Origin of the sequence: uncultured Ruminobacter sp., assembly GCA_902764345.1 — a bacterium.
Taxonomy (GTDB): domain Bacteria; phylum Pseudomonadota; class Gammaproteobacteria; order Enterobacterales; family Succinivibrionaceae; genus Ruminobacter.
This window is the reverse complement of the sequence record CACWVT010000063.1, coordinates 1-14,612: the sequence shown is the minus strand read 5'-3', so window position 1 is coordinate 14,612 and position 14,612 is coordinate 1. Positions and strand designations below refer to the sequence as shown.

Below are 14,612 nucleotides of genomic sequence, written 5' to 3'. Positions count from 1 at the left end.
AAGTCTGAACATGAACACCAAGCAATTTAGCAGCCTGTCCAATTGAAATAATCTTATTCACTACAAATAAACCTATAACTATTTTAAATGTATTATAAACTATTTATAGATTTAGTCAAGCAGTTGTTAACCCCGTACGTTCCAAAAAAAGGGAAAACGCCTAAACACGTTAAAATACGGGGCTCTGACACAGATCCATTATATATTCTAAAAAGGAGAAATGGAATAAAACAGACACTTATGCCCCAAATGATAGGTTTAATGGATATTTAATTCCCAAAGGTTAAGAAATTGTATAAAACACCAGTCTTATTTGCATGAATAACTTAAAGACTCTGTTTATGGAACCGCAAAACAAAAAAATCCCCGGATGGAGGTCCTTCCGGGGCAAATCGCTCAAAACAAATTACTTTTTGAATCGAAAATTAAGTTATCGTATTTATGCAGAAAATTTCCGGGCAGACGCTCTTATTATTGTCATGTTTTACATACTGCCGTCGGACATCGCCGTTCTATCTGCTGATTACGTTCTTTATGCTCTCACAAATCTTCATTGCAACCCTAGGGTTGTTCATGGTGTAAATGTGGATACCGTCAACGCCTGCGGCCAGAAGATCAATGATCTGACTTGTAGCATAGGCGATACCGGCATCAAACAGAGCCTCCTTATTGTCTGCATACTTGTCGAGAATTCTCTTCATGTTATCAGGAAGAGAAGCACCGCAGAGGGTCACCATTCTTTCAATCTGAGCCTTATTGATTACAGGCATGATACCCGCTTCGATAGGAACATTGATGCCTGCAACCTTACAGAGTTCAGTAAATCTGTAAAAAATATTATTATCAAAAAACAGCTGGGATACCAGATGCTCGGCACCTACATCCACCTTGTGCTTCAGATTAAGCACGTCCTCACTGAGATTTGCGGATTCAGGATGACCTTCAGGATAACAGGCTGCACTGATGCCGAGGTCACTGTTCTGCTTCACGAACTCAATAAGATCAGACGCATGCTTAAAATCATTCTTTGGTTCAAGATTAGGATTGTGATCCCCTCTTAAAGCAAGTATGTTTTCAATATCATTAGCCTTGAGATTATTAACCATCTCAATAATTTCGGCCTTGGAATAATTGAGACAGGTCAGATGGGCAACAGCCTCAATTCCGTAGTTTCTCTTAATCTTGCCCGCAATTTCAACGGTTTTGGAATTGGTCAGAGAACCACCGGCTCCAAAGGTTACTGAAATGAAATCAGGTTTAAGCTCAGTGAGTACTTCAAGAGTTCCGTCAATATTCTTTATGGCTTCATCCCTTTTTGGAGGGAAAATCTCGAAGGAAACAACTGGTTTTTTCTGCTTAAAAATTTGAGCGACATGCATAAAAACACCTTTATTATTTTATTATCGTATTATTTAAATATTCTTTATGTTTTATTGTATATTCATTGTCAGAGAGATGGAAACACCGAGGTTGCCCTTCTCTCAGCGCTGTTCATTGTATAATAAAGTACGCTATTTGAATAATTATATATAAAACTAGCTCACTATAAAAAAAATTTATACCAAAATTCCGTTCAGAATCGGCGCATGTTAATCCGTATATCTAAAATCAGTACACGATACCACTAAAAGCCGTCGGAATAATCCATATCTTCCGTAATAAGACATGACTCCGGAAGAGATTCTCTCAGGTAATTCACGTAGGTATCAGTCAGAGGATTCGGGGTTATATCCCTGTGCTTTAGAATCACGATATCCATATACCCCTTCTCTTCTAACGGAATGGCTTTGATTTCCGGATTAAGCTCCTGTTCGATGACACCTGATGAAATGGTGTAGCCGTTAAGACCTGTCAGCAGATTAAACAGCGTTGCACGATCACTGACTCTTATCATTCTGCTCCCTTCCGGATTTCTGATGATTTCTTCTGAAAAGTAATCAGCACTGTACCCGCCCTGCTCAAAGGAGAGGAACGGCATGTCCTTCAGTTCAGAAAGCGTAACATACGGCTTTTCACAGAGACTGCTGTTACTGCTGATAAATACATGAGGAGTAAGTCTTGCCAGTGGAACATACGTGATGTCCTGCTCCTTCAAAAGACGCTTCAGCAGACGGCTGTTGCTTTTGGAAAAGTAAATAATGCCAACGTCGGCACTGAGATTATGAACGTCCTGAATAATATCCCTGGTTCTGGTTTCGCGCAGACAGAAGTCATACTTATCCATACCGAACTTCTCTACCAGACGGATAAACGAGCTTACGGCGAACGAATAGTGCTGAGCACTTACCACGAATTTAACGGTGGTATTCTTTTTCTTCTTGAAGTGCTCCTTCAGAAGGTCTGTCTGAGCCAGAATCTGTCTGGCGTATCCAAGGAATTCCAGACCTTCATTTGTAATTTCAATACCGTGATTCGTGCGGTTGAACAGTTTTATGTTTACTTCCGCCTCAAGTTCCTTAATGGCGGTGGAAATCGTAGGCTGAGTAACAAATAAGGAAGAGGCAGCCTCATTTATTGATCTGTAATTGGCAACCGCCAAAACATATTTTAGCTGGACTAAAGTCATGGTACCCCCTGAATGAAATAAAAAATATAAATATTAATCAAACCTTTATCGCCAATATGTATATCATCTGTCGTAATATATGAGTTTATCAGAACAAATATTATTTACAACCGCACAAATTATAATTTTTTAAAAAATTTTTCACAAAATCTTAACATTTTTTATAAATCTGATGTATAATGGTCACAACTTGAGCATGCTAGACAAAAGAATGTTTGAGTTCGTTATTTATTTTTCATTTTTCCTCAAATGTTGATGATTTGCCGCCGGCTCAACCGGCGGTTTTTTTTATGCAAAATCATCTCTTCTCATATAAAAAATCATAATGACAGTTACTGGCGTCAGTAATACAAACCACTTAATCTTAACATATGCCGGTATCGGCAGGCATTCGTAATCTTTAAATAAAAAGGATAATACGGATAAGCTTCAAATAAGTCACCTTTATGAACGTTCCGTATTCGCGGATGAGAATTAAAGCAGGAACGGAGAAAACACAAATACTAAAATCATGTATGTCAGAATCACCGCCATTCCGTTATTAAGTAAAGATGTCATTTATTTTATGTTTTTATATTTTATTCACAATACTTTATACACAGTTTATATTATTCACAGGTTTTTATAATAATGCCCCCCTCATTTTCGATATTTATTGGGCAGATCTATATAATAATTCTGAATTGCTCAAAACTTATCCATAATTAATATATCAAACTTATTAAATTATCAACAATTGCCTACTTTCCCGGTGAAGTCATGCCGTGCATCATCTTCATTAAGGTCTTAGAAGACATCATTTACCGATAATTTCGAAAATTAAAAGTGCTCCGATAAGGTTTATGGAGAGATTTGCCGATGCATGTACAACATAGCTTGCGGCGATGCTGTGATATTTTTCCGAAATCCACTGCAAAAACAGACCTACTAAGGTCAGTCCCGCCACGCAGAGAATAAATATTGGAAGACTGAACCAGGTAATGAATATGCCTATGTGGTAAAGCGAGAAAAGAACCGCACTAATCAGAGCTCCTGCCACCTTACTCCTGAAAAGCCCGTAAACAAAGCCTCTGAAAAAAGCCTCCTCCAGAAAGGAGTTGCAGAGAATGATATATGCAAATACATAAAGACAGTTCTCCGGAAACAGATTCTCCTTTCTCATGAGATTCTGTCTGATACCGTCAAGATCAAGATTGTCTCTGAAAATAAAAAAGAGCGCTACGACGCCGACAGAAAACAGCAGCATGCAGAAAACAATGGGAGCAGGCCCGGTTATTTTCCTTAAATTAATTGTTTCCGTCAGACTTATTCCTCTCAGAAAGGAATACAGGACTACCGGGGCTGAAAAGGCAAGAACCTTAACGGCACTTTTTATCCAGTATGACGGCTGAATCACCTGTTCAACCAGAAAGACTACGGTTACGGCGACTAGTACCATAGCAATGCCAAGAAATCTGAATCGGTTCTCATTAATTCCCATATACTGCATATTACTGCCTCACTGCCGCAGTCTGACATATCGTATGTTATCAAATTATAAATAAACCGGGGATCTTCCATGCCGAAGATCCCCTTCTTTTAGAACACCTTATGTTTTTCCCGTCTGAAGCGTATTATTTGCCGGAGACTGAAATAGCCCCGACGATCGCATCCAGATTATGGTTAAGTATACCTACATAAGTGGAACACTCGCCTTCAGGAGCCAGAGTGTCGGCATAAAGTTCAACATTCTTTATCTTTCTGTCACCTGCCAGCTGATCAAGTATGGTGTTGTTGCCATTCTTTTCCATAAATACGGCCTTAACGACGCCCCTGCCGATAATGTCCTTTAATTCGGCTATTCTCTTAGCTGAAGGTTCGGAGCCGGTACTGAGACCGAATGGTGAAAGAATACGCAAATCATAATGACGGGCCAGATAACCGAATGCATCATGAGTGGTAATGATCACCCTGTTTTCCTGAGGCACGCCGGCAAGCAACTTACGGTATTTATTATCGAGAGCCTTAAGTTCAGCGATATAGCCGTCTGCTCTCTTCTTAAAATACTCACAGTCTGCTTCATCCGCCTTACACAGGGCATCCGCAATGTTACGCGCATACAGAGCTCCGTTTAAAGGATTCTGCCAGGCGTGAGGATCGGTACCGCTGTGATGATGATGGTGGTGGCCATGTTCTTCGCATCCGCAGCCGCAACCGCAGCCCTTATGGTCATGTGTCTTGGCGTCATTGCCATGACAGCCGCAACCGCAGCCCTTGTGGTCATGTGCCTTAGCATCCTTTCCGTGACAGCCGCAACCGCACCCCTTGTGATCATGAGCCTTGCCGTCCTTTCCGTGGCAGCCGCAACCGCAGCCCTTATGGTCATGTGCCTTGGCGTCCTTGCCATGACAGCCGCAACCGCAGCCCTTGTGATCATGAGCCTTGCCGTCCTTCTTGCCGTCCTTTCCGTGGCAGCCGCAACCGCAGCCCTTGTGATCATGAGCCTTGCCGTCCTTTCCTTGGCAGCCGCAACCGCAGCCCTTGTGATCATGAGTCTTGCCGTCCTTTCCGTGGCAGCCGCAACCGCAGCCCTTGTGATCATGAGCCTTGCCGTCCTTTCCTTGGCAGCCGCAACCGCCCCCCTTGTGATCAGACTCATCAACATCATTATGGTCGTCGTCACCGTCACAGCAGTTACGCGGTGCCTTACTCTGGAGAAGTTCAGGCTCATCGTCCTTTTCAGGAACTTTACTCTGAAGAGGTTCTTTATCGTTTCCCTGACAGCAGTCACCTTCCGCGTCATGGTCTTCATGACTTTCTTCATTTAAGTCCTCAGTACCAGAATCATGATTCTGAGATTCCTGCCCTTCATCCCCGTTACAGCAGTCACCATGCTCATGCTCGTCGTTATCATGATCGTCGTGCTCATGTTCATCAGCAGACTTCTCGGCATGATGTTCTTCCACGAACTCCTGTTCCTCAACACCGGCAGAAGCCACAACAATCTTATGGGCATACTTATCCTGGGTCAGGTAGCGCTCTAAATAACCTTCAAAAGAAAGACCGTTAATAACGATGAGACTGCTTTTTTCCATGTCTATCATGTTGGAGGCTGAAAGATTGTAGGCGTGAGGATCACTGCCTGTAGGCACTATTACTTTAACCTTGGCTTTATCCCCGGCAATATTTCTTGTAATGTCCTCGATAATGCCGAAACTGGTAAGTACCGTCAAATCATCAGCAGCCTGAGCGGCTCCGCCAAAAAATAACGATCCCAGAAGAGATGCACCGAAGATCCCAGCCGAAACCTTCTGTCTTAAAATATTTTTCATATTGATTACCACAACTCCTTCCGTAGGTCAACTTAAAGGAAAAACTGTTTTCCTCCGCAATCCACGCTGACGTAAATAACTCCTTTCCCCTCTCATCATGAAGGAAGAGTCCGACCTGATTTTCATCAGATTCAGATCAAATATCTAAATTTTAGCAGAAAAAAACAGCTGATTGTGCACTTAAATCAACAATTCCGTAAGAATTATTTTCACTGAATTCCCATCTGTCTTTATCAGAAAAATCCCTACGTGATTTGATTATCCCGAGTTAAATTCCCTTTTATCACAAAACCAAAAATCCGACCCATTTCTGAGTCGGATTTAATACGTTTTAAGTATTAGTAAGTCAGTTTATTAAACCTGACAACCGTCCGTTACTTCTTTTCCTTAACAATACGTTCTTCAGCAGTCTTTAACGCATCATCAACAGACTGACGACCGGTAGTTGCATTCTTAAGTGCAGTCTGCAGAGAGCTCCAGAATCTGTTCATTTCAGGAACGCTAGGCATTACGTCACCCATCTTTGCGTTGCTCATGGTTACTGCGATTCTTGGATCTGATTCGAGCTTGTCTTCGAAAGACTTCAGAGCTGCGGCACCTAATGGCTTATCATCATTAACTTCCTTAAGACCTGCATCGGTTAAGAGATAGTTAAGGAGGAATTCCTTAGCAAGGTCCTTATTAGGAGAAGCCTGATTGATGGTCATACCGAGTACACCAACGAATGGCTTACCTGGATTACCGTCAAGGGTTGGGAACGGATTAACGCTGTAGTTAACCTTGTTGTACTGACCCCATGCCCAGGCACCGTTGATGATACAGCCAACCTTACCTGCTACGAAGCTTGATTCCATGATACCGTAGTCAGCTCCCTTAGGGATATGGCCCTTCTTAACCATGTTAACGAGGTAGTTAAGACCCTTCTTGGCACCTTCGTTATTAACACCGGTCTTGGTTACGTCATAAACACCGTTAGCATCGGTTCTGAATGCGAAACCACCATTGGCGGAAAGTAAAGGATAGGTAAAGTATGCGTTGTTGTAATCCCACATGATTGCATGCTTGCCTTCCTTCTGGAGCTTGTCATCAAGAGCGGCAAGTTCTTCAAAGGTCTTTGGAGCTTCTGGAACGATGTCCTTATTACAAATCATGGCGATTGCTTCGATTGATACTGGGTAACCGTAGTACTTGCCGTTTACCTTCATTGCATCCCATGCAACCTTCTGGAAACGATTAAGTTCATCTTCGGTTGGTTCAATTTCAGTTAAAAGACCGGCCTGAACCCATTCACCGAAACGGTCATGAGCCCACATAAAAATATCCGGACCGTTACCTGAAGCAGCATTCTGCTGGAACTTAACTTCAACCTGGTCAGGGTGAGCCACGGTAACCTTAACACCGGTCAATTCTTCAAAACGCTGACCTACTCTTGCGATACCATCATAACCCTTATCGCCGTTCACCCAAATTGTTAACTGACCTTCTTCGATACCGGCAGCTGAAGCAACTGACCCCAGACCTAAAGTAACTAATCCTACGATTGCTGATAAAATATTCTTTTTCATTAGTCTTTTCCTTAAATGATATTCAGCATTTCAAAAATGAAACCTTTACCGGGTATGCAATTATTTTTTGTCATAAAGTGTCGGTTCGAAAATCTTGCACACACATCAAAACCGACAAAAAGAATCATAAACTTTTAAAAATTTATTTAAACTGCCAATAATCGTTTTTTGCGTTCATGTCTCACTATACGAAATTATTATGTTTATTTCGTGTTAAAAATCACAGATCATCTGACTGAATTTTATTCATCTGGATATTTTTAATTTTATTTTGCACGTTAACACATAAATATTATTCCATATTATTTTTTATTCTGTTTTACATTTTGAACAGATAATGTCAAAACAGGCCTGTAATGCGGTTTTCAGCCGTTCTATGAAAATCAACAATGTGAGCTTTGTCGAATTTTTTAAGATGTAAACGTACGTATGTTTTTTTAAAATTAGATGTCAGCAACAGAAACTAATAACGCCTGAAAAAAACGGATTCACATTTATTTTACAAAAACCAAAACCCGAAGGGCCCGGCAGTAACCGTCCCTCCGGAAGGCTTCACGAATCATCAGTCACTGATGATTATGTAAATCCAGATAATGAACGGTATGGTGAAAATACACAGAAAATCCGTAATGATGTTCACGCCGGAGGCTGAACGGTAATCCTGATTTGTGATTAAGGCCATCTGAGATACGATTACTGCTGAAGGTGCGGCCGTAGCCAGCAGAACCGTGGTAAATACCAGTCTGCTGTCATCTGAAAGTAAACCCTCGGGCCAGAGAGCAAAAAGCAGAACCGGAATTACGGGGAAAAGCAGAAGACGCATGGCGGATACCATGAAATTTCTGATGCGGAAAATATCCGTCACCCTGGAGGATCCGAGCATTATGCCGATTGAAAACATTGCCAGAGGACCGATGGTCTTCCCCATTCCGGTAAACGCCGTTTCCAGCGGACCGGTTATGCGGATCTCGGCAAAAAAGCAGATAATTCCGAGAATAATGGCTATCGTGTTGACGTTGCTCATCATCTTCTTCCAGGAAAAACCGGAAGTTCCCTTAATCAGCGCAAAGCAGTGAGTCCAGACAAGAATTGTCTGAACCGCAAGAAAAGTACTTGCGTACATGACGGCCTTGGTTCCCAGCACGCTCATTACAAGAGGCACGGTAAGATTTCCGGAGTTCGTGTAGATTATACTGGCGCGTTCCACATTGGAAAGCTTTAGGAACCGTTCCGCCAGCTTCACGCCGGCAATGAGAATCACATGCACAAGGACTGCCGCAAGAAAAGCCAGAACCAGTCCGCCCGCGACGCTTGAACTGTACTCGGTCTGGTACGACATCAGAATCACGCACGGTGTAATCACATACATGAGCATTCTGGTGAGTCCCTTGGTTTCCTCAGTACCGATAATTCCCGTACGCACGGAAACAAATCCCATGAAAATCATTATGAAGAAGGCAGCAATCTGCGCCGCCAGTAAAAACGGTAAATCGGGATTCATCCACTCCCCCGTATATCCTAAACGGGTACGGCAAAAAAACGCCGATACCCCGAAGTCGGTAAAAAGGGATATGCGTCCGCATATCCCTTCTGCCACAGTTATCACATGATGTCTGGTTTTAAAACCGGACACAGCTGATCAATACCTACGGCGCAAGTCTGCTGATATCCCAGCCGCCTTCGGCATTCTTCTCGTAAATGAATCTGTCATGAAGTCTGCTCGGCCTGCCCTGCCAGAATTCAACACTGTCAAAACGCACCCTGTAACCGCCCCAGAACGTAGGAATAGGAACCTTGCCTTCTTTGAATTTCTGCTTAAGTTCCATGAACTTGCTTTCAAGAGCTGAACGTGCGGAAATTTTGGAACTCTGATGAGAAGTCCAGGCTCCTATCTGAGAATCCCTTGGTCTGCTGGTAAAATACTTCACGACTTCAAGATATGAAAGTCTTTCGGCAACTCCGGTAAAAGCCACCTGTCGTTCAAGCATGTACCATGGGAACAGAATGGAAACCTTCGGATTCTTTTCAATATGCTGAGACTTTCTGGAACCGTAGTTGGTGAAGAAAATCAGGCTGTTCTCATCATAATTCTTAAGAAGTACCATTCTTGAATAAGGCTGTCCCTCAGGATCCACGGTGCATACCACCATGCCGTTAGGATCAGGAATACCTGAATCAATGGCCTGCTTCAGCCAGGTTTCAAACAGATCTATCGGTTTTTCCGTCAGATCCTTGCGTGACAGACCGCTTTTGGCGTAGTTCTCACGCAGCACAGACACGTCAATCATTTATATCTCCGGATAGCCCGTCAGTTTTTTGGGGCCTGATGACGACCGCAGCTGCAGTTCTTTCTTTTTGGGGTACGTACTGAAGCTTGCGGTCAGGTTAAAAATCTATATCGGACTGAAGGAATTTATGAACTCGCAGTCGACGTTAAAATGTTCACCAACCATGCGGCCAAGTTCCCTTATTCCGCAAATCTCGGTAGCATGATGCCCGCAGACAAAGGCGGTTACGTTCCTCTCAACGGCCAGATGATAATGCTGCTCGTGCACCTCACCGACAATCACCGCGTCAATTCCCTCGAGGTTCTCTTCAAGGATAAAGCCGCCACCGCCGGAACACACGGCAATGTTTCTTATGAGTCTGTCGGAAGGTCCCATCACAAGAGGAGCCCTTTCACAGAACGAGCTTAAAATCCCGTTAAGATGTTCCACCGTAACAGGCTCGGCAAAACGTGCCGTAACTGCAATGCTTGAAGGATCTCCAGGTTTCAGATAATTCACGAACTCTGCCCCGACAGCCCTCACGATTAGGGCATTGTTGCCGATTTCAGGATGAAGATCCAGCGGCAGATGATAGGCAGCAAGGGACATGCCGTCAAGCGCACGCACCCTGGCACCGAGAATTCCGGTAAGACGGGGATCCCCGCCTTTCCAGTAAAGACCGTGATGAACAAGTATGAGATCGGCGCCGGCATCGTGTGCCTTATTAATCAGGTCAATGTTTCCCGTAACACCGGTAACAATCCTGTTTATCTCACGTCTGCCTTCAACCTGCAGTCCGTTAAAACTGTAATCACTGATTTCGCGTATGCGAAGATAATCATCAATGAATCCGATTATGTCCTTAAGTTCTGGCAAAACTATCTCCTTTTAACCGCAGATACGGGATTTTCGTTAAACGGTGAGCTACTTTGAAACGGCAAATGAATTTACGCCTGCAGCCCAGTCGACACGATTCTTGATGGCTCTGAAAGGAGCATCGTTTTTCGCAGGTCCGACCAGAACGGTATAGTTGCCGTTATTCGGAATCACCTTATAGCCGAATCCCGGAGCAATATCCTTCATGTACTCTTTCGGAACACCAATTCTTGCAGCCTTGAGTCTGTTTCGCACCTCATTGGCCTTAGCCAGGGTACTGAAGGTACCAACCTGCAGATAACGGCCCTTCGGAGCAGAATCAACCTGTCCTAAAGAAGCCATCCTTTCACGGTTCTTTTCCGCCTCGGCTCTGGCTTTAGCGGCAGCAGCCTCTTCCCTTGCCCTGCGTTCGGCTTCAGCTCTTGCCTTCTCAGCCTCAGCTCTGGCTTTCTCTGCTTCCGCCCTGGCTCTCGCCTCAGCTTCTGCCTTCTGTCTGACAGCCTCAGCCTGAGCCCTGCGTTCAGCTTCCAGACGTGCGTTCTCCTGCTGTGCCTGCTTTTCAGCCTCAATGCGTCTCTTTTCTGCGGCAAGGCGTTCAGCTTCGGCCCTGGCTCTGCTTTCCTGTTCCGCCGCACTGTTTTTTGCAGCTTCAGCCTTTCTTCTGGCATCAGCCTGCATTCTGACTACTTCAGCAGGAGTATTACCGGTAATGGTAGGATTAGCCACAAAGGTGCCATTGCGTCCGTTCGCACCGTCAGCCTCAACACCTACTACAACACCTGATTTAACTGAATTGTCGGTAAACTCCACCGGAGGATTACTGCCTTCATCTTCGAGCAGCTCCCCATAACCGAAATTCTCATCCATTGCATCATACTCGTCGACGGCATTAGCTTCATCACCGGCATTCTGAGCAGTCTGCCCCGACTGACTGCCGGAAGACGCCGCAGATGACGAATGATCCACTATCTCCGTCGGTTTGCGGATATCATCAGCAGTTTCCTGTGGAAAGAATTTTGGCACCGCAAAAGCCAGCAGTGCCAGCAGAATAATTGAGCCTACTAATACTCTGGTAAACTGATTAATCACTTTTAGTACTCTTATGCAATATGTATGTCTGTCTTAGTTACTGCTCTTCTGCGGCAGTATTTTTTATCTTTATATATTAAATCAGAAATGTATTAAAAAATCATTACCGCAAAAATAAAAAAACGTTTTTACGGCATAATTATTCGCACGCGACTCTTCTTAAAATTCCTGATTAGGCATTAAGCTTTCTTAAAAGTTCCTCAGCCGTCACGAAGGAACCGCATACCACAAGCTCTGCACCTTCAGGAAGAAGGCTTACGGCCCTGACGTAGGCTTCATATGCCGTGTCAAAGGTCTCAACCTTCTCAGGAGCCATTCCGGTTCTTAAAAGATTGTCCTTTACGTGTTCGGCGGTTGAACCTCTTTCCCCCGGAAGTGAGCATACGAATATTCTGTCAAATATGCCTTTAAGCTCGCAGAGCGAACTGTATATATCCTTATCCTTAAGCATGCCGATAACAGCATATCTTACCCCGTCACCACGCTGTCGCAGCATTGAGGCAAGATAGCGCATGGCAGGAGGATTATGTGCCACGTCAAGAATAACGACAGGATTCTCGGAAATAATCTCCACCCTACCGTGAAGTCTGGTTGTTCTGATACCCTCAAGAAGCCTGTCATAATCAGGCGTCTCGCCAAGCTGTTGCAGAATTAAAAGAGCGGCGGTAAGAGAAAGAGGCGCATTGATAAGAGGAAGTGCAGGAACATGAACGCCGTTCACCGCAAAAGGAGCCCTGAGATTAAAATGGGTGGCATCCGTATATTCCACGCCAATTTCCTTTTCAAGAGACCAAATCGCAGAATCTGAAAGACCTCTCTTGGCAGCCTCGGAGACAATTGTTCCGAAAGCCTCGTCGCTTAAGTAACCAAGAAGAACCTTCCCGGTTGAAGGCTTGATGATCCCGGCCTTTTCAAAGGCTATTTCAGCCTCGGTGTTCCCCAGAAGCGCGCAGTGATCCCTGCCTATACTTGGAATTACGGCAATATCGCAGTCAAGAATGTTTACGGCATCAAGACGGCCGCCCAGACCAACCTCAAGCACCAGTACGCGACATCCGTTTTTTCTGAAAAGCCAGAAAGCGGCTAGAGTCGTATATTCAAAGAAGGTAAGATGAATTCCGGTCTCCGTAACCGCATCATAAACTGCGGAAAAGGCCTCACACAGTGATTTTTCGTCAGCATTCACACCATTTACGGAGATTCTTTCGTTGAAATTAAGGATATGCGGAGAGGTGTAGAGACCGCAGCTTATACCGGATGCAGTCAGAGCCGAAGCCAGCATTGACGCAGTGGATCCCTTGCCGTTTGTTCCCGCTACCGTAACGATCCTGCTGTCCGGGAAGCTGTCAACTCCCATGAAGGCCGCAACCTTTCTGATTCTGTCGAGCCCCAGTTCAATGATATTGGGATTAATCCCGTTGAGATAATTCTCCCAGGAAGCCAGATCGCCAGGTCTGGAATTAAGATCCGTACTGCTCATGTTTATAATCTCCGAAAGGTCCGTCACTCAGTCTGCTTATAGACGCAAAGCACATGACGGACTCATGAATATCCATGTATTATGCGGAAACAATATACAGCGAGACGCTACTTATTACAACCAGAAAACACAGGCCCGGATTAACACCGGTGCATATCATTCCTGTTTTTCGCGAGGCATTCGCAGCGTGCCTCAGTCCGCGAAGCCAAAAATAAACGGACACTGCACAATGAGCGGTGTCCGTAATATAAAAAAGAGTAAGTATTTAGAAAAGACTGTTACTTTTTGTTGTCTTCAGCCTTTTCTTCCCTGCTGTTAACCTTCATCAGGATTGAAATGATGTTGGCCAGACGGTCACGCATTTCACGTCTGTCGATAATCATGTCAATCGCACCCTTCTTAAGAAGGAATTCAGATCTCTGGAAGCCTTCAGGAAGCTTTTCACGAACGGTCTGTTCGATAACACGCGGACCGGCAAAGCCGATTAATGCCTTTGGTTCGGCAACGTTAATGTCACCGAGCATAGCCAGTGACGCACTTACACCGCCCATTGTAGGATTGGTGAGCACGCTGATGAACGGAATACCTGCTTCAGAAAGTTTCTGAAGAGCTGCAGAAGTCTTTGCCATCTGCATTAATGAGAACAGGGATTCCTGCATACGCGCACCGCCTGAGGTGGCAAAACAGATAAGGGCACGGTTTTCATTAAGACATTCTTCAACAGCCTTTACAAAGCGGGCTCCGACAACGGATCCCATTGAACCGCCCATAAAAGAGAATTCAAAAGCTGCACACACAACCGGAAGACCTTTAAGATTTCCCTTGATTACAACAAGGGCATCCTTTTCGTTGGTGGTCTTCTGAGCGGCACTGATACGATCCTTATAGCGCTTGGTATCCTTGAATTTAAGAATGTCTTTAGGTTCGAGATTTTCACCTATTTCGATAAGTTCTCCGTTATCAAGGAATCTTAAGATTCTTTCCCTGGCAGCTATTCTCTGGTGGTGTCCGCACTTCGGACAGACATTCAGATTTCTTTCAAGTTCAGCACGGTAAACCATCTGATCGCAAGATTCACATTTAGTCCAGATACCTTCAGGAATATTATGGCGTACAGCCTTTTCCTTACTAGGACTTATAATTTTTTCAAGCCAGCTCATTAAACAACCTTGTCAAATTCGTAAACAAATCTTAAAAATTTCACCTATTATAATTCAATAAAACCACAGATGCACTCAATTTGTGATTTATGACCGGGGACCGAGTTTTAAATTAAGACTGACGTCATTATTTTTAGTTCTAATGATCAATTATTAACCACCAAAAAACGTGCTCCGTATCAACATTGCCTTTTCAGGTAACTGTTATGAAACGACCTTTGTCAAGCAGAAATTTAGGTAAGACATTTTCCTCAGTGTAAGCACGGCATTGGCCACTCTGTTATACGTGGATTGGATA

The 14,612-nt window shown here is 44.1% G+C and carries 11 protein-coding genes; all 11 read right to left on the bottom strand.

The features are described from left to right. Positions 1-512 precede the first annotated feature (512 nt). The gene (metF, locus tag QZU58_RS09110; protein ID WP_294496205.1) at positions 513-1,379 is read right to left on the bottom strand and encodes a methylenetetrahydrofolate reductase [NAD(P)H]; all 867 of its coding nucleotides are present in this window, start codon (positions 1,377-1,379) and stop codon (positions 513-515) included. A 245-nt stretch (positions 1,380-1,624) separates the two neighbouring features. Further along, positions 1,625-2,566, bottom strand: coding sequence for a LysR family transcriptional regulator (locus QZU58_RS09105; RefSeq protein ID WP_294463052.1), 942 nt, complete (start codon positions 2,564-2,566; stop codon positions 1,625-1,627). 796 nt (positions 2,567-3,362) lie between these two features. Then, positions 3,363-4,055 (bottom strand): CPBP family intramembrane glutamic endopeptidase, encoded by a 693-nt coding sequence (locus tag QZU58_RS09100; protein WP_294496203.1) that lies wholly within the window; start codon positions 4,053-4,055, stop codon positions 3,363-3,365. 124 nt (positions 4,056-4,179) lie between these two features. Next, a complete protein-coding gene (locus tag QZU58_RS09095) occupies positions 4,180-5,877 on the bottom strand; it encodes a metal ABC transporter substrate-binding protein (protein ID WP_294496201.1) in 1,698 nt (565 codons plus the stop codon). A gap of 374 nt (positions 5,878-6,251) precedes the next feature. Next, positions 6,252-7,442: a maltose/maltodextrin ABC transporter substrate-binding protein MalE gene (gene malE, locus QZU58_RS09090; RefSeq protein WP_294460428.1), complete on the bottom strand. Its 1,191-nt coding sequence runs from the start codon at positions 7,440-7,442 to the stop codon at positions 6,252-6,254. A gap of 562 nt (positions 7,443-8,004) precedes the next feature. Continuing rightward, positions 8,005-8,943, bottom strand: coding sequence for an AEC family transporter (locus tag QZU58_RS09085; protein WP_294496199.1), 939 nt, complete (start codon positions 8,941-8,943; stop codon positions 8,005-8,007). A gap of 145 nt (positions 8,944-9,088) precedes the next feature. Further along, positions 9,089-9,730 carry a pyridoxamine 5'-phosphate oxidase gene (gene pdxH / locus QZU58_RS09080; protein WP_294460431.1) on the bottom strand — a complete coding sequence of 214 codons (642 nt, stop codon included), beginning with the start codon at positions 9,728-9,730 and terminating at the stop codon, positions 9,089-9,091. Positions 9,731-9,835: 105 nt separating this feature from the next. Continuing rightward, positions 9,836-10,585: a Nif3-like dinuclear metal center hexameric protein gene (locus QZU58_RS09075; protein ID WP_294496197.1), complete on the bottom strand. Its 750-nt coding sequence runs from the start codon at positions 10,583-10,585 to the stop codon at positions 9,836-9,838. Positions 10,586-10,633: 48 nt separating this feature from the next. Continuing rightward, positions 10,634-11,674 (bottom strand): SPOR domain-containing protein, encoded by a 1,041-nt coding sequence (locus tag QZU58_RS09070; protein WP_294496195.1) that lies wholly within the window; start codon positions 11,672-11,674, stop codon positions 10,634-10,636. Positions 11,675-11,846: 172 nt separating this feature from the next. Then, positions 11,847-13,154, bottom strand: coding sequence for a folylpolyglutamate synthase/dihydrofolate synthase family protein (locus QZU58_RS09065; RefSeq protein ID WP_294496194.1), 1,308 nt, complete (start codon positions 13,152-13,154; stop codon positions 11,847-11,849). A gap of 278 nt (positions 13,155-13,432) precedes the next feature. Beyond that, a complete protein-coding gene (gene accD / locus QZU58_RS09060; protein WP_294496192.1) occupies positions 13,433-14,314 on the bottom strand; it encodes an acetyl-CoA carboxylase, carboxyltransferase subunit beta in 882 nt (293 codons plus the stop codon). Between the last annotated feature and the right edge of the window lie 298 nt (positions 14,315-14,612).

Bases quoted from the DNA above. Each gene is read 5' to 3' on its own strand.
- metF (WP_294496205.1), bottom strand. From the start codon at position 1,379: ATGCATGTCGCTCAAATTTTTAAGCAGAAAAAACCAGTTGTTTCCTTC.
- QZU58_RS09105 (WP_294463052.1), bottom strand. From the start codon at position 2,566: ATGACTTTAGTCCAGCTAAAATATGTTTTGGCGGTTGCCAATTACAGA.
- QZU58_RS09100 (WP_294496203.1), bottom strand. From the start codon at position 4,055: ATGCAGTATATGGGAATTAATGAGAACCGATTCAGATTTCTTGGCATT.
- QZU58_RS09095 (WP_294496201.1), bottom strand. From the start codon at position 5,877: ATGAAAAATATTTTAAGACAGAAGGTTTCGGCTGGGATCTTCGGTGCA.
- malE (WP_294460428.1), bottom strand. From the start codon at position 7,442: ATGAAAAAGAATATTTTATCAGCAATCGTAGGATTAGTTACTTTAGGT.
- QZU58_RS09085 (WP_294496199.1), bottom strand. From the start codon at position 8,943: ATGAATCCCGATTTACCGTTTTTACTGGCGGCGCAGATTGCTGCCTTC.
- pdxH (WP_294460431.1), bottom strand. From the start codon at position 9,730: ATGATTGACGTGTCTGTGCTGCGTGAGAACTACGCCAAAAGCGGTCTG.
- QZU58_RS09065 (WP_294496194.1), bottom strand. From the start codon at position 13,154: ATGAGCAGTACGGATCTTAATTCCAGACCTGGCGATCTGGCTTCCTGG.
- accD (WP_294496192.1), bottom strand. From the start codon at position 14,314: ATGAGCTGGCTTGAAAAAATTATAAGTCCTAGTAAGGAAAAGGCTGTA.